Below are 21,824 nucleotides of genomic sequence, written 5' to 3'. Positions count from 1 at the left end.
TGTGACGGCCGTGATCATGACACGGATACCGGCGGGCCGGGGGCTCAATACGTTGAGCGGGGACACGCCGCGCGGCCTACCCTGCCCGCATGCCGAACTCCGCCGTTCCGCCTCTGGTGCCCACCGCCGACGACGCGCCGGTCACGCTCGACCGGCGCACGGGTCCCTACGGGGAGGTCGTACTGCGGCAGCGCGGGGCGCACTACGAGATCATCGCCAACGGTTGTTTCCTCATGGACACCTCCGACGGCCGCTCCGAGCGGCTGCTGGTGCGGGCCGCGTTCGCCGAGCTCGGCGAACGGGACCGGCCCGGCCTGCTGATCGGCGGCCTGGGGGTCGGTTTCTCGCTGGCGGAGGCCGCCGCCGAGCCGGGCTGGGGCCGTATCACGGTGGTCGAGCGCGAGCCGGCCGTTCTCGACTGGCACCGCGAAGGGCCGCTGTCCGCCCTGTCCGGCGCGGCGCTGGCCGACCCCCGTACGGAACTCGTCGAGGCCGATCTGGTGGCCCATCTGCGGCAGGCCGCGCACGACGGGCCGCGCTACGACGCGCTCTGCCTCGACATCGACAACGGCCCCGACTGGACCGTCACCGACGACAACTCCTCCCTCTACTCCCCCGCCGGGCTGGCGGCCTGCCGGGCGGCGCTCACGCCGGGCGGGATTCTCGCCGTCTGGTCGGCCCGGCCGTCCTCCGCATTCGAGAAATCGCTAGCAAAGGCGGGATTCTGCCGTGTTCGGACGGATGAGATCCCGGTCGCCCGAGGCGTCCCCGACGTGGTCCACTTCGCAGCCCGACCGGCGTAGCCGAGGCCCTGGGCAGGCGCTTACGCTGCTGTCCCAAGAAAGCCGGAAGAGCCACAGGGGCGGGGTCGAATGGACCAGAAGAACACCACTCAGACAGCTGGCGGAGCCGTCGCCGCGACCACCCCTGGCGCCCAGCGGCGCATCCTCGTCGTCGAGGACGACCCCACCATCGTCGACGCCATCGCACGGCGGCTGCGCGCGGAGGGCTTCCAGGTGCAGACGGCGGGTGACGGGCCCGCCGCCGTGGACACGGCCGAGGCGTGGCAGCCGGACCTGCTGGTCCTGGATGTGATGCTGCCCGGATTCGACGGGCTGGAGGTCTGCCGGCGGGTGCAGGCACAGCGCCCGGTGCCGGTGCTGATGCTCACCGCGCGTGACGACGAGACGGACATGCTGGTGGGTCTCGGGGTCGGCGCCGACGACTACATGACCAAGCCGTTCTCGATGCGCGAGGTCGCCGCCCGGGTGCATGTGCTGCTGCGCCGGGTGGAGCGGGCCGCGCAGGCCGCGAACACGCCGCGCAGCGGCATACTCCGGCTCGGTGAACTGGAGATCGACCACGCGCAGCGGCGGGTCCGGGTCTCCGGCGAGGACGTGCACCTGACGCCGACCGAGTTCGATCTGCTGGTCTGCCTGGCGCACTCCCCGCGGGCGGTGCTCTCCCGCGAGCAGCTGCTGGCCGAGGTGTGGGACTGGGCGGACGCCTCCGGCACCCGCACCGTCGACAGCCACATCAAGGCGCTGCGCCGGAAGATCGGCGCGGAGCGTATCCGCACGGTGCACGGGGTCGGCTACGCGCTGGAGACCCCCGGTCCGGACGGCGCCCCGGCCCCGGTGACGGGCGCCGCGGCGGAGAGCTCCTGACGGCCGGAGGGGACGGTACGAGGTGTCCGCCGCGGTGACCGATCCGTCTTCCGGCCCGTCCGGTTCCCCCACGCCCGTGGTGCGGTGGCCGAGCCGCTGGTGGCGGGCCGCCACCAGCGCCTGCGCCCAGGGCTGGCAGCGCCTGTGGGAGGGGCTGCGGCCCCTGGACCCCTACCGTTCGGTCAAGGCTGCGCTGGGCGCGCTGGTGATCGTCTCCGTGGTGATCACCACACTGCTGGCGCTGTTCGCGGTCCAGTCCGCGACCGAGCTGCGGGTCATCACGATCATCTCGATCGTGGCGTCGCTGCTGATCACGCAGTTCGTGGCGCAGTCGCTGACGGCGCCGCTGGACGAGATGACCGACGCGGCCAAGGCGATGGCGGGCGGGGACTACTCCCGCCGGGTGCGCGGCGGACGGCGCGACGAGTTCGGTGAGCTGGCCGAGAACTTCAACCGGATGGCCGCCGACCTCCAGGCCGTCGACCAGCACCGCAAGGAGCTGGTCGCCAACGTCTCGCACGAGCTGCGCACCCCCATCGCGGCGCTGCGCGCGGTGCTGGAGAACGTCGTGGACGGCGTCTCGGAGGCCGATCCCGAGACGATGCGCACCGCGCTGTCGCAGACCGAGCGGCTGGGCCGGCTGGTGGACCACCTGCTGGACCTCTCGCGGCTGGACAACGGGGTCGTGCCGCTGCACTCGCGGCGCTTCGAGGTGTGGCCGTACCTGGCGGGCGTGCTCAAGGAGGCCAACATGAGCAAGCGCTCGGGGCGCGCCCGCAAGGACGTCCATCTGCACCTGGATGTGTCACCTCCGGAACTGACGGCCTACGCGGACCCCGAACGGCTGCACCAGGTGGTGGCGAACCTCATCGACAACGCCGTCAAGCACAGCCCGCAGCACGGCCGGGTGACCGTGCGGGCACGGCCGGGCAGCGGTCCGGTGGCCACCGGCGAGGGCAGTCTGGAGGTAGAGGTGCTGGACGAGGGGCCGGGGATACCCGAGTCGGAGCGGCAGCGGGTCTTCGACCGGTTCAGCGGAACGCACAGCACCGAGCCGGCGAAGGGCGGCAAGGGTGTCAGTCCGGGCGGCGGCACCGGGCTGGGGCTGGCCATCGCCCGCTGGGCGGTGGAGTTGCACGGCGGACGGATCCGGGTGGCCGAATCGCCGCGCGGTTGCCGGATACAGCTCACTCTTCCGGGGACGAAAGGTCAGCCGTCTTGACGTACCCTCGCAGGTGAGCCCACGTGGACGCGGAAGAGGGCCGTGCGGTTCCACTCCCAGGGCAAAACCGTGAGTGATTCCCGCCAAATCCTGTCCCGAAACCGGCGCCCCGATGTGACGTACGTGACCAAGGGGCGGCCCGGACTCCACCTCGCGCGGGGAGAGGCGTAGCCTTTATTCCCGCTGTCCACCACCTAAGGAAGCGGAAGAGGGCGGTTGCCGCCGTGTCGTCACAGTCCCCCAACAGCTCACCGAGCACCTCGCCGGAACGGAAGGACGGACAGGGCAAAGACCCTGGTCCCGCGTTCGGGCCGAACGAGTGGCTCGTCGACGAGATCTACCAGCAGTACCTCCAGGACCCGAACTCGGTAGACCGAGCCTGGTGGGACTTCTTCGCTGACTATCAGCCGGAGTCCTCCGACGGGGCCTCGGCGCCGGACGGCGCGGGCACACCGCGGGACACGTCCCCGGCCCCCGCGAAGGCCGCACCGGCCCGGGCCGCCGCGCCCCAGGCCGCGGCCGGGGCGAGCGCCCCCGCACAGGCCGGCGCCCCCGCGCAGGCTCCCGCACCGGCTCAGCCGCAGGCCGCGCCCGCCGCACCGCAGGCGCAGCCCAAGGCCGCACCGAAGCCGGCCGCCAAGCCGGCCGCGCAGCAGCCCGCCCCGGCGGGCGGCGCGAAGGCGGGCGGCGGCAAGGCCGCCGAGCCGGCCGAGGCGCCGGCGGGCCCCGAGTACGTGCAGCTGCGCGGCCCGTCCGCGGCCGTCGCCAAGAACATGAACGCCTCGCTGGAGCTGCCCACGGCCACGTCCGTGCGCGCGGTCCCGGTGAAGCTCCTGTTCGACAACCGCATCGTCATCAACAACCACCTCAAGCGCGCCCGGGGCGGGAAGGTCTCCTTCACCCACCTCATCGGCTACGCGATGGTGCAGGCGCTCAAGGCGATGCCGTCGATGAACTACTCCTTCACGGAGAAGGACGGCAAGCCCACCCTGGTCAAGCCGGACCACGTGAACCTGGGTCTGGCCATCGACCTGGTGAAGCCGAACGGTGAGCGCCAGCTGGTCGTCGCCGGCATCAAGAAGGCCGAGACGCTGACCTTCTTCGAGTTCTGGCAGGCGTACGAGGACATCGTCCGCCGGGCCCGGAACAACAAGCTGACGATGGAGGACTTCACCGGCGTCACCTGCTCGCTGACCAACCCCGGCGGCATCGGCACCGTCCACTCGGTGCCGCGTCTGATGCCCGGCCAGGGTCTGATCATGGGCGTCGGCGCGATGGAGTACCCGGCGGAGTTCCAGGGCACCTCGCAGGACACCCTCAACCGGCTCGGCGTCTCCAAGGTGATGACGCTCACCAGCACCTACGACCACCGGGTCATCCAGGGTGCGGCCTCCGGCGAGTTCCTGCGCAAGGTCTCCCAGCTGCTGCTGGGCGAGGACAACTTCTACGACGAGATCTTCCGTGCGCTGCGCATCCCGTACGAGCCGGTGCGCTGGATGCAGGACATCGACGCCTCGCACGACGACGACGTCACCAAGGCGGCCCGGGTCTTCGACCTGATCCACTCCTACCGGGTGCGCGGCCACATCATGGCCGACACCGACCCGCTGGAGTACAAGCAGCGCAAGCACCCCGACCTGGACATCACCGAGCACGGCCTCACCCTGTGGGACCTGGAGCGGGAGTTCGCGGTCGGCGGTTTCGCCGGCAAGTCCATGATGAAGCTGCGCGACATCCTGGGCGTGCTGCGTGACTCGTACTGCCGCACCACCGGCATCGAGTACATGCACATCCAGGACCCCAAGCAGCGCAAGTGGATCCAGGACCGGGTGGAGCGCCCGCACTCCAAGCCGGAGCGCGACGAGCAGCTGCGCATCCTGCGCCGCCTCAACGCGGCCGAGGCGTTCGAGACGTTCCTGCAGACCAAGTACGTCGGGCAGAAGCGTTTCTCGCTGGAGGGCGGCGAGTCCGTCATCCCGCTGCTGGACGCGGTCATCGACGCGGCGGCCGAGTCGCGGCTGGACGAGGCCGTCATCGGCATGGCCCACCGCGGCCGGCTCAACGTGCTGGCGAACATCGTGGGCAAGCCGTACGCGCAGATCTTCCGGGAGTTCGAGGGCAACCTCGACCCGAAGTCGATGCACGGCTCCGGCGACGTGAAGTACCACCTGGGTGCCGAGGGCGTCTTCACCGGCCTGGACGGCGAGCAGATCAAGGTCTCGCTGACCGCCAACCCCTCGCATCTGGAGGCCGTCGACCCGGTCGTGGAGGGTGTGGCACGCGCCAAGCAGGACATCATCGGCAAGGGCGGCACGGACTTCACGGTCCTGCCGATCGCCCTGCACGGTGACGCGGCCTTCGCGGGCCAGGGCGTGGTGGCCGAGACGCTGAACATGTCGCAGCTGCGCGGCTACCGCACCGGCGGCACGATCCACATCGTCATCAACAACCAGGTCGGCTACACCGCGCCGCCCGAGTCGGCGCGCTCCTCGATGTACTCCACGGACGTCGCGCGGATGATCGAGGCTCCGATCCTGCACGTCAACGGCGACGACCCGGAGGCCGTGGTGCGCGCGGGCCGGCTGGCCTTCGAGTACCGGCAGGCGTTCAACAAGGACGTCGTCATCGACCTGATCTGCTACCGCCGGCGCGGGCACAACGAGACGGACAACCCCTCGTTCACCCAGCCGCTGATGTACCACCTGATCGACAAGAAGCGCTCGGTGCGCAAGCTCTACACCGAGTCGCTGATCGGTCGCGGCGACATCACCCTGGAGGAGGCGGAGCAGGCGCTCCAGGACTTCCAGGGCCAGCTGGAGAAGGTCTTCACCGAGGTCCGCGACGCGACGGCGCAGCCCGCCGCCACCGAGGTGCCGGCCCCGCAGGCGGAGTTCCCCGTCTCGCTGGACACCGCGATCTCCCAGGAGGTCGTCAAGCGGATCGCCGAGTCGCAGGTCAACATCCCCGAGCGGATCACCGTCCACCCGCGTCTGCTGCCGCAGCTCCAGCGGCGAGCGCAGATGGTCGAGGACGACACGATCGACTGGGCGATGGGCGAGACCCTGGCCATCGGCTCGCTGCTGATGGAGGGCACGCCGGTGCGGCTGTCCGGCCAGGACTCGCGGCGCGGCACGTTCGGCCAGCGGCACGCGGTGCTGCTGGACCAGAACACCGGCGAGGACTACACCCCGCTGCTGTACCTCTCGGAGGACCAGGCCCGCTTCAACGTCTACGACTCGCTGCTGAGCGAGTACGCGGCGATGGGCTTCGAGTACGGCTACTCGCTGGCCCGCCCCGAGGCGCTGGTGATGTGGGAGGCGCAGTTCGGCGACTTCGCCAACGGCGCGCAGACGGTCATCGACGAGTTCATCTCCTCGGCCGAGCAGAAGTGGAACCAGACCTCCGGTGTCACCCTGCTCCTGCCGCACGGCTACGAGGGCCAGGGTCCGGACCACTCCTCGGCCCGCATCGAGCGGTTCCTCCAGCTGTGCGCGCAGAACAGCATGACCGTGGCGATGCCGTCGCTGCCGTCGAACTACTTCCACCTGCTGCGCTGGCAGGTCCACAACCCGCACCACAAGCCGCTGGTCGTCTTCACCCCGAAGTCGATGCTGCGGATGAAGGCGGCGGCCTCCAAGACGGAGGAGTTCACCTCCGGCGGCTTCCGCCCGGTGATCGGTGACACCCTCGTGGACAGCGGCCAGGTGGACCCGGCCGAGGTCCGCAAGGTCGTCTTCTGCTCCGGCAAGGTCTACTACGACCTGGACGCCGAACGGACCAAGCGGGGCGTCAAGGACACCGCGATCATCCGGCTGGAGCGGCTCTACCCGCTGCCGGGCCAGGAGATCCAGACCGAGATGGCGCGCTTCACCAACGCCCAGAAGTACGTGTGGGCGCAGGAGGAGCCGGCCAACCAGGGTGCGTGGCCGTTCATCGCGCTGAACCTGGTCGACCACCTCGACCTGATCATCGGTTCCGAGCCCGTCCCGAACGCGGACCGGCTGCGCCGGGTCTCCCGGCCGTCCTCGTCCTCGCCCGCCGTGGGCTCGGGCAAGCGGCACGCCGAGGAGCAGGCCAAGCTGGTCCAGGACGTCTTCGAGATCTGAGGCGTCCGGCCCGTTCACGGTCCGAGGGCCCTCGCCGCGTCACCGCGGCGGGGGCCCTCGGCCGTTCTCCGGGACGGCACACGCGCAGGGCCGGCACGCATGTGCAAGCCGGCACACGCGCGCGGGGCCGGCACCGTGTGCGCAGGGCCGGCACACACGCGCGGGCCCGTACGGCGCTCCCCGGAAGGTGCACGCCGTGCGGGCCCGCGCGGCCGTGCCGTCAGCCCAGATACGGCTCGTAGTCCCAGTAGGGGCGGGTGCGCTGGCGCGCGGAGAGGGTCTGCTGGTGCTGGGCGCCCAGCGAGCGGGTGAGCCGCTCCAGTGCCTCGCTCTCCACCGCCCGGGCCTCGTCGCGCCGCCGCAGCGCCCGCAGGTCGATGGCGTTGGCGACCATGCAGGAGAGGGTGAGGGGATGGTCCTCGCCCAGCACCCGCCGGCAGCGCTTGAGGGTGTCCGTGCTCAGCTCGTAGGCGTCCTCCAGGGCCTCCCCCAGGTGCCGGCCGCCACTGGTGTTCAGGGCGCAGCCGAGCGTCGCCGGATGGTCCGGCCCCAGCAGCGAGGTGAGGCCGGCCAGCGCCTGCTCGAACATGTTGAGCGCGCCGTCGCGTTCGCCCTCCGCGGCCAGGATGAGCCCCATGTTGGACTGCATCGCGGTGGGCACCGGGTGCGCCGGGCCCAGCAGCGCCCGGAAGCCGTCCTCGGCCTCCGTCAGCAGCTCCCGGGCCAGCGTCAGATCGCCGTGCTCCCGCAGGAAGTTGCCGTAGTCGGTCATCAGCGACAGCGTCGTGAAGTGGGTGCGGTTGTGCACCTGCTCCTGCTGGTCGAAGAGCAGGGCCATGGCGGTGGCGATGTCCTGCCGCGGAGTGCCGGCCCTGCGCTGGCACAGCATCAGATTGTGCCGGGCCAGCAGGGTCTGCGGATGCTGGGCGCCCAGTACCTGGACGTGCAGCCGGATGCTCAGCTCCTGGCGGGCCAGCGCCTCCTGGTAGCGGCCCATCAGCCGCAGGTCGCGGGCGCAGGCGTTGCCGGAGGCGAGGGTGTCGGGGTGGCGGGCGCGCAGCACCTGCTCCCGCTTGCGCAGCGTGTCCAGGTCGGTCTCGTACGCCTCGTCGTACCGTCCCAGCAGCCGCAGGCCGACGGCGAGATTGTGCTGGGCCAGCAGGCTCGTCCACTCCTCGGGCCCGTACAGCCGCCGGGAGACCTCCACCACCTGTTCCTGGAGCTGGAGCGCTTCGTCGTACTGGCCCAGCAGCCGCAGGTCGGCGGCCAGGCAGCTGGTGGCGTCCATGACGGCCTCCTCGTGGACGCCGCCGGGCTGCGGCACCGCGCGCAGCCGCTCCAGCCGGGCGCTGTCGAGGGCCTGCGCGTTGCGGAAGTGGCCGCCGGCGCGCAGCAGGTTGCCCTGGAGGCTGGTGAGGACGAGCATCTGCTGGTCCTCACCGCCCATGAACGTCTCCCAGTCGGCGCGGATGGCGTCGGCCATCTCGGCGCCCAGCGAGTACTCGCCGGAGGCGTAGCAGTAGCGCAGGCAGTTGAGCAGCATCTCCTGCACCCTGCGCTCCTTGCTGGCGGGTGCCCCCGAGGCCAGCAGGTGCGGCATCAGCTCCGCGTACAGCCCCCACTGGCGGCTGTCCCTGGGGGTGCCCGGGTCGGCCTCGACCAGCAGCCGGTGCACCACTTCGCGGAAGGTGTCGCTGTTGCGGCCCTGGGTGAGTTCGCTGATGACGCTGTGGACGACCTGGTGCATGTGCACCGAGTCGCTCTGCTCGGTGTCGCCGGCCGAGGGGTTGCGGGCCTCGCGGGTGAGGACCGAGTAGTTGACCAGCGAGTCGAGGGCGCGGGCCCAGCCTGAGCGGTCGGTGACCAGCCAGCGCAGGTTCTCGGGCAGCTCCGAGGACGGGATGCCGCGCACCAGTCCGAGGGGGATGCGTCCGGGCGCGAAGACGGCGCACAGGGAGAGCAGGTCGACGGTGCGCGGCTCGGACTTGCGGAGCTTGTTGAGCAGCATCGACCAGGACGTCAGGGACGAGTACGGGTAGTCGTCCGGCATGGTGCCCGACTCCAGCCGGGTCAGGCCCACCCCGCGCACCATGCGCAGGTACTCGGGCACCTCCATGCCCTCCTCGCCCAGCCACGCGGCGGCCTGGGCCAGCTGGAGCGGCAGGTCCTGGAACTCACCGGCCACCTGGTCGGCCTGCTCGGCGGTGATGTGCGGGGCCCGGCGCATCAGATAGCCGGTCGACTCCGCCCGCTTGAAGGCGCTGATCTGCTTGATCTCGGTGGTGGTGCGCCAGCTCTTGTTGCGGGAGGTGATCAGTACGTGGCCGCTTCCGCCGTGCGGCAGATAGGTGGCGGCGTCCTCCGGCTCCTCCCAGCCGTCGAAGATCAGCAGCCAGCGTCCCGACGGCTCGTTGCGGCGCAGCGCCTCGCGTACGGCGCGGACCCGCTCGCCGACCTCCCCGGCACGGTCGAGGCCGAGTTCGACGGCGAGCTGGCCGAAGGTGTCCCGCTGGGTGTTGCGCTGGTCGCAGTTGACCCACCACACCACGTCGTAGTCGGGGCCGAACCGGTGCGCGTACTCGGCGGCGATCTGCGTCTTGCCGATGCCCGCCGTGCCCACCAGGGTGCACACGGCGGCGCCGTGCTCGGCGTCCATGAGCCGTTCCTGGAGTTCGTTGAGGATCAGATCGCGGCCGGTGAAGCGGGCGTTGCGGCGCGGGACCTCGCCCCAGACGTCCGGCGGGTCGTTGGGGTAGCGGCTGGTGTAGCCCGGCTGCGGCACCGGCACCCGGCGCGGACGCAGACCCAGCCGGTTGAGGAGTCTGCGCTCGGCCTCCTCCTCACCGATGCCCCACAGCGCGACCGGCTCCAGCACGGCCGTGGCCGGCAGCAGCTCGCGGTTGGTGAGGTTGACGGCGGCGAACCGGTCCGCGTGTTCGGCGACGTAGCCGCGCAGCACCGCGTTCCAGTCGGCCTCGGTGCGCGGGCCGAGCTGGAGGAACACATCGCTGAGCACCAGCAGGACCCGCCCGCTGGCGAGCTGGAGGTCGCCCAGCGCCTCCTCCAGGGGCTGCTCGCGGTCCGGGTCCCACCGCTGGAGCGTGGTGCGGTGTCCGTGGCTCTCCAGCCGGTGTGCGATCCAGTTGCCCCAGGCGCGGTGGTAGCCGGGAAAGACCACCACGAAGTGCTCGGACTCGCCTCCGGGCGCGGAGCCCCGAGCCGGTTCCCGCTGAGCGACCATGCCTGCGTTCTCCCTCGTCCAGCAGCCGTCGTCGCCCACCGGGGAGCGACCTGTACGGCGAGATTACCCAAAGTGACGGTTTGTGAGGTTGTGGGTGGCGCCCCGGGCGTCCCGGCCGCCTGGGGCGGTCAGCCGCGCGTGCCGGCGGCGCATCCCCTCCACGAACTCTGTGCCCTCACGGGTCAGTTGGCCAGAGCCCAGAAGGAGGAAAAGAGCGTGGTCGACCTGGGTGGCGAAGTCCGCGCTGCGCCGCCGGGCGGCCTCGCGTGCGGCCGGGCCCGCCCCGTCCCGGCGGGCCAGCCGGTCCCACAGGTCGGCGAGCGCGAGATGCGCGTACGTGCCCTGGACGACGGCGCCCAGCGGCCTGGGGTCGCTGCGCCAGGCGACGCGGTACAGCGGGGCCCTCTCGCCGTCGGCCGGGGCGTGGCTGAGCGGGGCGACGCCCTCCAGCACCGCGAGCTTGCTGTGCTGCACCTCGTGCACGAGGACCTCCGCCATCTCCTCGCCGGTGCGCGGCCGGGTGGTCAGGACCGCCCAGGGCGCGGCGAGCCGGGTGGCGCTGACGCTGCCCTCGGGGCGGGACCGGACGGGGACCACGGCGCGCACCAGGCCGGCCGTCTCGGCGGCGCGCTCCGCGTCCACCTCGCGCAGCAACGCAAGGGCGCCGCTCCACAGTTCCCGCCAGCGGCGTTCCTCGGCGGACCCGGCGACCGTGGCGGGCCGCAGCCCGGCGGGGTCCTGCGGACCGGTTCCGGCGCCGAGGTGCGGGTCGCGGTCGTCCAGGACGGCGGCGCCGCCGGGCAGGGCGCTCAGGGGGTGCCAGGGGACCGTTCCGTACCGCCGGCGGGCCAGCACCGCGGTGCGGGGCAGCGACGCCGGTGTGCCGCCGTCCGGGGTGAAGGTGAGGGTGTCGCCCGCGGCTTCGAGACGGACGGCGGGGGTGGTCGCCGCGTAGGCGCCGAGGCCGGGCAGGACGAGGTGTCCGCCGGTGACGGGCAGTTCCACCCGGAAGTCGCAGCCCGCGACGGTGGCCACGGTGGCGGCGAGCGTACCCGAACCGGCAAGCGCCGCCGCGAAGTCGTCGCCGGTGCGGGCTTCCAGTGCGCGGGCGAGCCAGTTGCCGACGGCCGGGTAGCCCAGTACGGCGCGCATGGCGGCCGGGTCGCGCCGCTCGGCGTGCTCAAGCAGCGCCCAGTGCGCATCCAGCTTGCGCGCTGCCGCCTCGGGCAGCCGCGCCCGTTCGGCGCGGGTGAGCAGGGTTTTGAGCAGCACGAGGCGCCGGGAGTGCAGCCAGTCGTCCAGGGCCGCCGCCTCGCCCGGGCCGGGGCGGGTCCCGCCCAGGCTGCGCAGTCGGCGGTCCGATATCTCGAAGGGGGAGAAGGAACCGGTGGATTTCATGGCGGACGGTCACACCGGCTCAGGAGGGTCCGCGGCGCCCAGTCCGGGAACGGGTGAGGGGCCGACTGCGCCGCCGGGGCCGGAAAATGACCGGAACGCATACTGTTTTCCGCACGCCCGCCGCCCCTCGGCCCGGCCCGGACCGGAAGGCAGCACTCCGCCGCCGCCGTTGGTGCCGTCCGACCGCCACATCCTGGACAGTTCCCGGGAAGTGCGCAACGTGCTCTCCACCGCTGCCGTGACGGCCGGATCGTCGCAGGTCCTGAGCGTGCGCAGGGACACGCCCGTCAGATCGGGCAGGGGCGGCGGCGCCGCTTGGGGCTGACGGCCCGGGCTGCGGGACGTGCCAACGGTCCGCTTCGGCACCCTGTTCTCCTCCCTAAGAACCCCGCCCGGGGGCGGTTACCACGGATGATTTCTCTTTCCCGGGGCAGGTAACCGGAAACACGTTCGGAGCAAGGGGCCGACGCATTCGGCCGGACACCGGCGCGCGCCGGATCACCGCGCCGATTCGGCCACCCGGTCCCTCGTCCGGCGCACCTCGTCCCACGGCACGTCCACCGCGTGCCCGGCCAGCAACTGCCATTCGGCCTCCGCCGCACGGTAGTCGGCCAGCGCCTCCTGACTGCGGCCCTGCGCCCGGTGGAAGTCGCCACGGGCATGCAGCGCACGCGCCACGGTGAGCGAACCCTGCTCGTGCGCGCCGGCCACCTCCTCCAGCGCACTGGTGAGCTCCGCACCCGCCTGCTGCGACTGCGGCGACCCCGCGGGGAAGAGGGCACGCGCCCGGCCCAGCCGCAGCCACGCCTGCGCCCGGCTCTCCGCGTCCGCCCCCTGCCGCGCCGCCTGCTCCAGCAGATGGCAGCCCTCGTACAGATCGGGACGGAAACCTTCCCGGTCGTACCGCAGCAGCAGCACCCTGCCCAGCAGCAGCGCGGCCTTGGCGACGGCCGGGCTGCCGGACGGCGCACGCGTGAGCGCCTCACGCAGGATTCCTTCCGCGCGCGTCAGATCGCCCGCCTCGGTCAGCAGCATCTCGCCCCATTCGGTGAGCAGTTCGCCGCGCTGCGCGCTGTCGCGCGACGTGACGCGTTCGGCTTCCGTGTACGCGTCCGCAGCCGCCTCCCAGTCCCGCATCTCCCGCAGTACGCGCGCCCGCTCCCGGGCGCAGCGCAGCCGCAGTGCGGGCCGCTCCCCCGCCGCCTGCCGGGCCTGCGCCAGCACCTGGAGCCGCTCCGGCGCCGAGGCCCCGCTCAGCCGCAGCGCGGCGGCCAGGTCCAGCAGAGCGCCGCTGAGCTGCGCGCCGGTGTCGTCCTGGGGGCGCGGCGGGGCCGCCTGCCCGGCCGGGGACGGGCCGTCGGCGGAGGCGCCGGACGGTTCGGAGGGGCCGGGCGCACGGTCTGCCAGCATCTCGCTCGCTTCGCGGAGTGCACCGACGGCCTCAACGGCCGCCCGGTGACGGTGTTCGGGTGCGGCGTGGGCCAGTGCCAGCAGCACCCGGCCCAGCCGGAGTTTACGGGTGAGGGCGGCGTCCGGCAGCGCCTGTCCCTCGTCCGTGTCCCCAAAACCGTCCGCCGGTGAACGCAGCAGCCGCTCCGCGCGCAGCAGATGCCGCACGCCGCCGTTCGCCTGCCACAGGTCGTACTCGACACCGCCCCGCTCCAGCAGCGTCGCCGGGCCGCTGTCCGTCAGCAGTTCGGCCGCGTCCCGCAGCAGCGGCTCGGCGCCCTGCGGGCTGCGCCTGACCGCCGCCGTACCGGCCAGGGCGTGCAGCACCCGGCCCAGCGCCAGCCTGGCCCGCGGACTGTCCCGGTCCGCCGCACGGGCCACCTCGCCCACCGAACGGGCCCGGTGCAGCAACTGGATGTCGCCCTGGGCCCGCCACCGGCCCAGCAGCCGCTCCGTCTCGGCCACCTGGTCGGCCGCGGGCTGCTCGGGCAGGTAGAAGCGGACCACCTCGGCGGGGATGGTGGCGAACAGCTCGTCGCCGCCCGTCTCCTCGCCGTCCTCGCCCAGATCACCGCCGGGGGTGCCCGCCTCGGGTGTGCCGGGAGCGTCCGCCGCCGTCTCACCGCGGCCGGTCAGCTGGGCCACGGCCATGGCGGCGAAGTTGCGGGTGCCCTTGCCGAAGCGCTGCGCCACGTACCCCGACAGATGCTTGAGGATGAGCACCGCCGCGGACTGGTCCAGCGACTGGAGCAGCAGCTCGCGCACGCCGGGCGCGAACGCGTAGCGGGGCCCGTACAGATCCGGGCCGCCCTCCTGCTCGCCCTCGCTCTCCGGCAGCCGCGTCAGCAGCCCGGACAGCAGCACCTCCGCCAGCTCCATCGGCCCGGTGTCCGGCAGCATCGCCTCCTGCACCAGATGGATGACCGGCAGCAGCAGCGGGACGACGGCCAGATGGACGGCCAGGTCGAGGGCGCCCGGCGAGGCGGTGTTGCGGAACTCCCGCAGCAGGGTGCGCGGCGGCACGGCCCCGGGCGCCGTGCGCGGCGGCGGCATCGCCGGATGCCGGGGCAGCACCCAGGCGGCGGCGCCCGGCACCGACCGCTCGCCGTCCGAACCCAGCAGCCGGGCCCAGCCGCCCAGGGCCTGCGGGGTGGGCAGCAGCACCGGCACCGGCACCGCGTCGGCCGGCGGCAGCGGCCCGTAGCCGTCCGGCTCGAAGGTGATCCGTCCGCCGACGCCCCGGTCCCGCAGCAGCGTCCCCGGCTCGGCCGGCAGCGCGGTGCGCGGCCACAGCCGGGGCGGCAGCGGCTGGACGACGGCGAGCGGGGAGCGGCCCGACCAGTGGTGCAGCAGCCGCTGGGCCCGCCCGTCCTGCCACAGCGCGCCCACGCAGTCGCTGACCACCAGGGTGAGGCGGCGGCCGGTGGTGTCGCGGTACTCGTCGGCGGGCCGCAGCCGGGTGGTGCCGTCCGCCGGGCCGCTGCCGATGAGGGGCGCACCGTCCCTCGCGCGGTGCAGATAGCGGACCTGCACATCACGGAAGGCACCCAGTTGTTCGAACGTCTGGCGCAGCCGTTCCAGGGTGGGCTGCCACACGGACGCGGTGGGAGAGGCGTCCATGATCAGCTGGATCTCGCTGTAGCGGCGGGCCGTGGTGCCGAAGACCGGCAGCACGGCCGTGGAGCGCGCGCTCAGGTCGGCGGTGGCGTCCTCGTCCAGGTCCCCGGCCACCGGCGGCAGCGGCGGACGGTAGCCGTGCAGCGGACGCAGCGCGTGCTGGAGCTCCAGCAGGCCCGACAGCGACCCGGCCGCCGGGGCACGCACCGGGAAGCCCGCCGGCGGCGCCCCGCCGTGCCGGCGGGGCGCGAAGAGGGAAACGGGTGCCGTGCGCTCCGCCTGCGGGCGGGGCGGCTCGTACGGTTCGGGGGTCTCGTGGTGACCGGGTAACGGCATGGGCGGCTCCGGCTGCCGCGTCGGGCCTTCGGCGTAGCGCGGCGCGGTGGAGTCCGCGTCGAGCCCGCCCGCGTCCCGGGCGCCGGTGAAACGGGCCAGCCACAACGCCTCGGCGACCTCCTCGGACGAGGGGTCCCAGCCCGCGGCACGCAGCCGCGCCACCAGCTCCGTCACTTCCTTGACGGACCGGGCGGACGGCTGCTCACCCGCCGCGGGCCGCGCACGGCCCTCGGGCGACGGCTGGGACGGCGCCGGACTCATGAATCCGTCACCTCGGGCGGTCGAGAGGGCGCAGCAGCATCTCGGCGAGCCGGTCACGGGTGACCCGCTCGACACCCGAGGCGCGCTGCGTCAGGAACAGGGCGTTGAGCAGCTGGTCGGTGGCGATGACCTGCCCCGGCTCCCGGCGCAGGAACCGCTGGACCAGTTCGGCTCCCTCCTCCAGTGCCTCTTCCCCCAGGTGGGCCGAGACCATCGCCGCGAGCTGTTTGTCACCCGGCGGTTTGAGGTCCAGCTGGATGCAGCGGCGCAGCAGGGCCGCCGGGAAGTCCCGCTCCCCGTTGGAGGTCAGCACGATGAACGGGAACGCCGTGCAGCGCACCCGCCCGCCCTCGATGGGCACCTTGTCCCCGTCCGCGGTCAGCACCTCGGTGACCGGCTCCCGGTCGGCGATCCGCTCCAGCTCCGGAATGGTGAACTCGCCGTCCTCCAGAACGTTCAGCAGGTCGCTGGGCAGGTCGATGTCGCTCTTGTCCAGCTCGTCGACGAGCAGCACCCGGGGCAGCGGCACCCCGCCCGGCTCGGCGGGCCGCGCCGGCAGCAGCGCCGTCCCCAGCGGCCCCAGCCGCAGATACGACCCGATCGGGGGACGGGCCGGCACGGAGCTGCCGTCCCCGGCCACGGCACGGTCCAGCTGGACGTCCTGGAGCCGGCCGATGGCGTCGTAGTGGTACAGCCCGTCCTTGAGCGTCGTCCGGCTGACGATCGGCCAGCGCAGCACCCGGCCCAGCCCCAGCTCGTGCGCCACCGCGTGCGCGAGTGTCGATTTACCGGTGCCCGGGTTGCCGGTCACCAGCAGCGGGCGGCGCAGATACAGCGCCGCGTTGACCGCCTCGACCTCCTCCGGCCTGGGATGCAGACTCTCCACCAGACGCCGCCGTGCGCCCAGCCGCCGGGCCGTGTCGGCCCCCTCCGCGTCGTCCCCGCCCGGTGAGTCGGGGCCGGTGCCGGCGCCGGTGAAGTCGCGCCAGGGCGGTGGCTCGGGCAGCTCGCGCACTCCCTCGTGCGGCACGCCCGCGCCCCGGTAGATGCGCCAATCGCTCACGATGTGCTCCTCAACGCTGTCGGCGGCCTGGGCATGAGCGGTGGTTCGCGCAACGGTCCGTCCCCCGAGCTCCTGTGTGGCGGATCGTAAAGCAGGACGATATGCCGTGCCCAGGCCGCCGAGGGGTCAATTGCCGTGCTGTCCGGGCCGGTTGCCCCGTCGGCGCCCTCGGTGTCGCCGGTGTCGTCGGTCAGGTCGGCGTTGCGGTTGCGGAGTGCCCTGATGTGCGACGGCAGCTGCCGGGCCGAACGGACCTCGCTCAGCAGCGCCGCGGCCTGCTCGTGGAACTCCGCGCAGTCGTCGTGGTCGTGGCCGCCGTCGAAGGAGTGCCGCCACAGCGCCACCGCGTGCCCCGCCCCCAGCGCGGCGGCCATGGCGCGGGCGCCCGGGCCGCTGCCGGCCCGCGCACAGTAGACGGGCACCGCGCCGGGCGGCGCCGCCATGAGCCGGCCGTAGGTGGCCTGGCCGCCCTCCGGCGCCGGGGCGTCGTGCCCGGCCACCGGCACCTCACGGCGCAGCGGCACCGCCTCCATGGGGCCGCCCAGAACGGCCGCCGCCCGGGTGCGGTACTCGGGCGTGAAACCGTGGTCCCTGCGGGAGCGGTCACGCACCACCACGAGCCGGCGCTGCCCCAGCGGCAGGGTGTGCGGATTGAACGGGTCGGCCGGGTCGTAGGGCCGGGCCCGCCAGGCGTCCACCGGCTCGTCGAACAGCGCGCGCGGCAGCAGGAACTCGACGGCCGCCAGATGGTCGTCCACATCACACAGGTCCAGCGCCTGCGAGAGCGCCGAGCGCACGGCCTCCTCCAGCTGGGAGCGCGGCACCTCCTCCCGGCTCTGGTCGACGGTGAACTCCTCGCGCTCGGCTCCCTCCGCGTCACCGTCCTCGCCGTCGTCGCCGGATCGCAGCTCGTTCTTGTCCGCCGACCGCACCAGCGCGACCCGCCAGGCGTGCCGCCCCGAGCCGTAGATGTCCGGCTCGATCTCCACGAGCACATCGGCGCGCGCCGCCGACGCCGGACGGTGCCCCTCCAGGACGGAGGGCACCTGCGCCCGGATGACGTCGTTGAGGAGCGTCCGCGCCGTCCGCTCCACCCACGCGCGCAGCTCGGCCAGCGCGCGCACTGACCTGGCCGTACGCGCCGTACCCGCCCGGGTGAGCGCCGCCGTCACCTTCGCGGCGTACAGCACCACCGCCTCCAGTGCCAGATCGGGCGAGGGCTCCTGCTCCCCGGTCTCCGCGTCCCGCGGGTCGTACAGCAGCCCGGCGCCCTCCCGCCAGGAGCGGGGGTCGTGGTCGCGGAGCGTGTAGGGCAGCCGCAGCACCATGTTGCGGGCCTCGTTGGCCAGTTGCAGCACCTGTCCCGCGCCGGTGGGCGGCTCCACATCGGCGAACAGCGCGTACAGCTCCGCCCTGCGGTCCACGGTGAAGCCGTAGGCCGGCTCCCCGCCGGACGGGCCCAGCCGGGCGTGCTGCCGGTACCAGCTGTGGCCGAACCCGTAGTAGCGCGCCAGATGGTGCCGGTCGTGCGCCGACAGCACCTCGTGCAGCACCCGCGCCCCGCGCGGGCCCGCGTCGCACAACTTGCGCAGCGCCGTTATGGGCGTCGCCAGCCCCGTGCCCGGCCGGCGGCCCGTGCCCTTGCTGACGCCCAGCACCGTGCCCCGCCGCTGGTCCAGCACCGGTCCCCCGGAACAGCCCTCGGTCAGCTCGTCACCGCTGAGCATCAGCGGACGGCCCAGCACACCGGTCGCCTTGCCCAGACCGGTGAAGAACATCTGCTCGCCGCGCTCCACGGCGGGCGCCCACCCGTAGAGCCCGATGGCTGCCGGCGTGAGCACCGAACGGTCGCTCAGCCACAGGCAGTCCACGTCGCCTGCGTCCGGCACCCGCACCAGCGCCAGGTCCGGGAACGGCCACGGGGACGGGGGCGCCTGCGGATCCTCGGGCAACGGCAGACCGAACGCGAGCTCCCCCTGGAGCACCGCGCTCTGGGCGCCGTCCCCGACCGTGATGCCGATGGCGCGCTCCCCCCTCCATATGGGTGCGGCGCCCTTGCCGACGACATGGGCGCACGTGAGGACCCATCCGGGTGCGACGAAGAAACCGCTCCCCCAGAAGGCCCGCCGCCGCCCTCCGGCTCCGGCGCCCCCGCTGCTCCAGTCGCGGCGACCGCGGTCCCGGCCGAGGCCGTCACCGCTGTCGCTGCTTCCGTCGTACCCCTCGGGCGGCGCCCCGATGCGCACGACGGAAGCGCGAACGGAGTCGGCGAGGCCCGTGGGGGCGTTCACGCGGCACAGGGCGCGCACAGCAGCACGCCGAATCGTGGCCTTCCGCACCGCGCGGCTCGCACTCCGGTCACAGCACTCCCCCTTTACGCCCCGTTCCCCCGTCACTTCTGCCTGTGAGGTGTATGAGGCAGCAGGCTAGTCGCCGGGTCCGACAGACGGGAGGGGCCTCCCTCAACCATCGTCACACGAACGAGTGTTGATCCCCTACGGGGATGCCTCGACTGGTGCTGGTGCCTCGCGGGGGCGAGCAGTGCTGCGGGGGTTGGGCGGCTGCTGTGAGCGTGGGCAGTGGTGCGGGGCGCAAGGCTGGTGTCGGGGGCGGTGGATTGGTGCCGCCGCAGACGCCGGTACGGTGCCGACGCTGGTGCGGCGGCGGCGCTGGTGCGGCGGCGGCGGGCAGGGCCCCGCGGCAGGGGCCCTCCCCCACCGTCAGCCGGCCTGGGTGGTGGTGCCCGCCGCGCCGGGCGGGCCGTCCCCCGTCGTCGCGTCGCCCGGGTCGGTGCCGTCCCGCCCCTGGTCGTCCGTCGCCGGGTCGCGGCGCCAGGTGAGGGTGACGGAGACCGATGCCTTGGCCTCACCGTCGGCGAGGACGGCAGCGAGCGCCTTGCCGGATTTGACGGCCAGCTCGACGCCGAAGGTGGCGCTCACCTCGTCCGGTCTCGCCGCGCGGGCCGCACCGAGCACGGCCGAACCGACGCCGCTGATCACCTCGTTGAGCTGCTGGGCGCGGGCGATGAGCTGGTCGTGCATACCGACGTCGTCGTACTGGAACTCGTCGGCGTTCGGCGGGACCTCTTCCTCGTCCAGCACCCGCACCCGGGCGAGCACCGTCTCCCCGCCCGGCAGTGTGATCTCCCGGATCTCCCGCTCCATACGTCCCCCTCCTGCCCGTCGGCGCCCGAACGCCGGTTGCCGCAAGGCCCATTGAACCTCTCCGGCCCCGCTCGGCGCGACCATGGATCCGGGTCACCGCCGCAGCCGGAGCGGAAGCGTGTCGTCAGCCGGCGTCCGGGCCGGTGTCCTCCTTCCGGCCGTCCGGTTCCGCGCCCCGTGCCGGGGAGCCGTTCGCCGACTCGCCGGCCGCGCGCAGGAGGACGCCGATGTGGGCGGAGGCGGTGGACAGATGGCGGCAGACCTCGCGCAACTGGGCTTCGGTGACTCCGTGGTCGCGGGCGGCGTCCCGCACCTCGTCCCGGAAGCGGTCCAGGAGGCGTTCCAGGTCGCGCACCGGGTCACCGGTGGAGTCGGGCAGCGGTGCCTCGGCCTCCGCGTCCGGGTCGGTACCGGCCGGGTGCGGTCGCACATAGGGCGGCCAGGCGGTGGTCTGGCCGGTGACGCGGCCGAGGTTGCCCATTTCGCGGGCCAGTTCGGACATGCCGTCCCGGACGGCACCGGGCCAGTCGCCCGCGCGCATCCGGGTCTGCACCTGGTCCTGCACCTGGCGCGCTATGCGCTGCACCTCGGCCAGCGCCTCGGTGTGGGCCTCGCGTTCCTTCTTCGCCTGGCGGCGGGCGCGCTGCGCCTCCTCCTTGGCCTTGCGGGCCTGTTCCTTCCATTCGTCCTTGGCGCGGCGCATCTCCTCCTTGGCGCGGCGCCAGGCTTCCTTGTCATGCCAGACGCCGTCCCATCCGGTCTCCCAGCCGTCCTCCCAGCCGGACGGCTCCTGGGGGCCGGGGCCGGTGGCGGTGCCCGTACGGGAGCGGCCCCGGCCGCCCTTGGCCCGGCCTCGGGCGTTGCGCGCCTCCTCGCGCATCTCACGCCGCAGTTCGCTGGCGGTGCCGCTGACGTCCTCGCGGATGTCCGCGGCCAGCGCGGCGAGGGAGTCGCGGATCTCGACCTCCAGCTCGGCCAGTTCGGCCTGTCTGCCGGCCAGTTCGGTGCGGCCCGCCTCGGTGATCGCGTAGACCTTCCGGCCGCCCTCGGTGGTGTGGCTGACCAGCCCCTCGGCCTCCAGCTTGGCCAGCCGGGGGTAGACGGTGCCGGCGGAGGGCGCGTACAGGCCCTGGAAGCGCTCTTCGAGGAGGCGGATCACCTCGTAGCCGTGGCGGGGTGCCTCGGCCAGCAGCATCAGCAGGTACAGGCGCAGTCGGCCGTGTGCGAAGACAGGGGGCATGTCACAGGCCCTTCGCCGGGTCGGGGTTGCCGGGGGTCTCGGGTGGGTGCGGGCCGCTCGACGGTCCGGCGCCCGGTGCGGGGTCCGCGGCGTGGGCGGCGACCGTGGCGGTGCCGTCCGGGTGCGGGTCCGGGTCCGTGCCGTCGCGGAGCGGGCGGCGCAGCAGGGCGAGACCGCCGGTGACGTTGTCGGCGCGCAGGGTGCCGCGGCCGGCGCCCAGGGTGCCGGCGACCCAGTGGTCGCCCCAGCCGCCGCCGGTCGTCAGTTCGTCGAAGGCGCTGGAGACGGCGCCGCCCGTGGTGCGGGCCTCGACCGTCAGGTCCGCGTCGTCGGGGAGGCGGACGGCCACCTCTCCCGAGACGCTGCTCAGCCGGATGTCGGCGGCCTCCCCCGCGCGCGGGGCGCCCAGGTCGAGGATCATGGCGCCGCTGACCGAGTCGGCCTTGATCTCACCGCCGGTGCCGTCGATGCACGTCAGATCGCCGGAGACGGTGGAGAAGCGCAGCGGGCCGGACAGCAGTCTGGTCTCGACGTCGCCCGAGACCGTCTCGGCCTGCACCGGGCCCGAGAGACCGACGAGCGTGGTGGTGCCGGAGACGCCCGCCACCGTCGTGGTGCCCCGCATGCCCGTCACCACCGCGCCGGCCGTCACAACGCCGACGGAGAGGGTGACGTCGGCGGGGACGCGCACCGAGACCTCGGCCTCGCGGCGCCGGCGGGTGCGGTCCAGCCAGTTGAGGAAGCCGCGCCAGGGCAGGTCGTCGTAGGCGACGACGAGTCTGCCGCCCTCCCGTCGCACATGCAGCGGCGGCCCCTCGACCTTGCCGATCTCGAGCCGGGTGACGGGCTCGTCGGTGCCGACGACGTTGACGGTCCCGCTGACCACCCGGACGTCCAGTTCGGTCACCGGGTCGTCGAAGTCGATCCGCCGCGGCTCGGTGATCTGCCACGAGCGGTCGTCGAGTACGGGCACGGCGGCCTCCCCAGGCTCGGGCGCTGCCTGCGGGCGGGCACCGCCGGGCGCGGGCCCGCGACATACCGCAGCAACGACATATCGCGT

The 21,824-nt window shown here is 73.3% G+C and carries 12 protein-coding genes; 4 read left to right on the top strand and 8 right to left on the bottom strand.

Going from position 1 to position 21,824, the window contains the following annotated elements; all coding sequences use genetic code 11:
* Positions 1-89: 89 nt before the first annotated feature.
* The 4 genes from IO40_RS0130535 to IO40_RS0130520 all read left to right on the top strand — a co-directional run bounded on the left by IO40_RS0130535 (position 90) and on the right by IO40_RS0130520 (position 6,995).
* On the top strand, positions 90-803 hold the full coding sequence (locus IO40_RS0130535; protein ID WP_016469765.1) for a spermidine synthase family protein: 714 nt from the start codon (positions 90-92) through the stop codon (positions 801-803).
* Positions 804-872: 69 nt separating this feature from the next.
* Entirely contained in the window at positions 873-1,667 is a 795-nt protein-coding gene (locus tag IO40_RS0130530; RefSeq protein WP_030407840.1) for a response regulator transcription factor, read from the top strand.
* Between the two features lie 76 nt (positions 1,668-1,743).
* Positions 1,744-2,889 (top strand): sensor histidine kinase, encoded by a 1,146-nt coding sequence (locus IO40_RS0130525; RefSeq protein ID WP_078565868.1) that lies wholly within the window; start codon positions 1,744-1,746, stop codon positions 2,887-2,889.
* 224 nt (positions 2,890-3,113) lie between these two features.
* Positions 3,114-6,995 (top strand): multifunctional oxoglutarate decarboxylase/oxoglutarate dehydrogenase thiamine pyrophosphate-binding subunit/dihydrolipoyllysine-residue succinyltransferase subunit, encoded by a 3,882-nt coding sequence (locus IO40_RS0130520; protein WP_030407839.1) that lies wholly within the window; start codon positions 3,114-3,116, stop codon positions 6,993-6,995.
* A 220-nt stretch (positions 6,996-7,215) separates the two neighbouring features.
* On the opposite strand, the gene fxsT is transcribed toward IO40_RS0130520, so the two are convergent.
* The 8 genes from fxsT to IO40_RS0130480 all read right to left on the bottom strand — a co-directional run bounded on the left by fxsT (position 7,216) and on the right by IO40_RS0130480 (position 21,737).
* Positions 7,216-10,236, bottom strand: a complete 3,021-nt coding sequence (gene fxsT, locus IO40_RS0130515) for an FxSxx-COOH system tetratricopeptide repeat protein (protein ID WP_030407838.1) — start codon at positions 10,234-10,236, stop codon at positions 7,216-7,218.
* A 63-nt stretch (positions 10,237-10,299) separates the two neighbouring features.
* Positions 10,300-11,634, bottom strand: a complete 1,335-nt coding sequence (locus tag IO40_RS0130510; RefSeq protein WP_016469760.1) for an aKG-HExxH-type peptide beta-hydroxylase — start codon at positions 11,632-11,634, stop codon at positions 10,300-10,302.
* 498 nt (positions 11,635-12,132) lie between these two features.
* Positions 12,133-15,297: a tetratricopeptide repeat protein gene (locus IO40_RS0130505; RefSeq protein ID WP_016469758.1), complete on the bottom strand. Its 3,165-nt coding sequence runs from the start codon at positions 15,295-15,297 to the stop codon at positions 12,133-12,135.
* Between the two features lie 7 nt (positions 15,298-15,304).
* On the bottom strand, positions 15,305-16,360 hold the full coding sequence (locus IO40_RS0130500) for an AAA family ATPase (RefSeq protein ID WP_016469757.1): 1,056 nt from the start codon (positions 16,358-16,360) through the stop codon (positions 15,305-15,307).
* Complete coding sequence (locus tag IO40_RS0130495; protein WP_234315603.1) at positions 16,357-18,651, bottom strand: VMAP-C domain-containing protein; 2,295 nt, start codon at positions 18,649-18,651, stop codon at positions 16,357-16,359. The genes IO40_RS0130500 and IO40_RS0130495 overlap by 4 nt, the downstream gene beginning before the upstream one ends.
* Before the next feature lie 429 nt (positions 18,652-19,080).
* Positions 19,081-19,524, bottom strand: a complete 444-nt coding sequence (locus IO40_RS34320; RefSeq protein ID WP_016469755.1) for a CU044_2847 family protein — start codon at positions 19,522-19,524, stop codon at positions 19,081-19,083.
* A 124-nt stretch (positions 19,525-19,648) separates the two neighbouring features.
* A complete protein-coding gene (locus tag IO40_RS0130485) occupies positions 19,649-20,764 on the bottom strand; it encodes a PadR family transcriptional regulator (protein WP_031176546.1) in 1,116 nt (371 codons plus the stop codon).
* Between the two features lies 1 nt (position 20,765).
* A complete protein-coding gene (locus IO40_RS0130480; protein ID WP_016469753.1) occupies positions 20,766-21,737 on the bottom strand; it encodes a DUF4097 family beta strand repeat-containing protein in 972 nt (323 codons plus the stop codon).
* Between the last annotated feature and the right edge of the window lie 87 nt (positions 21,738-21,824).

This window comes from Streptomyces albus subsp. albus (assembly GCF_000725885.1).
Classification (GTDB): domain Bacteria; phylum Actinomycetota; class Actinomycetes; order Streptomycetales; family Streptomycetaceae; genus Streptomyces; species Streptomyces albus.
The sequence above is the reverse complement of the archived record's forward strand: the minus strand, read 5'-3'. Positions and strand labels throughout refer to the sequence as shown.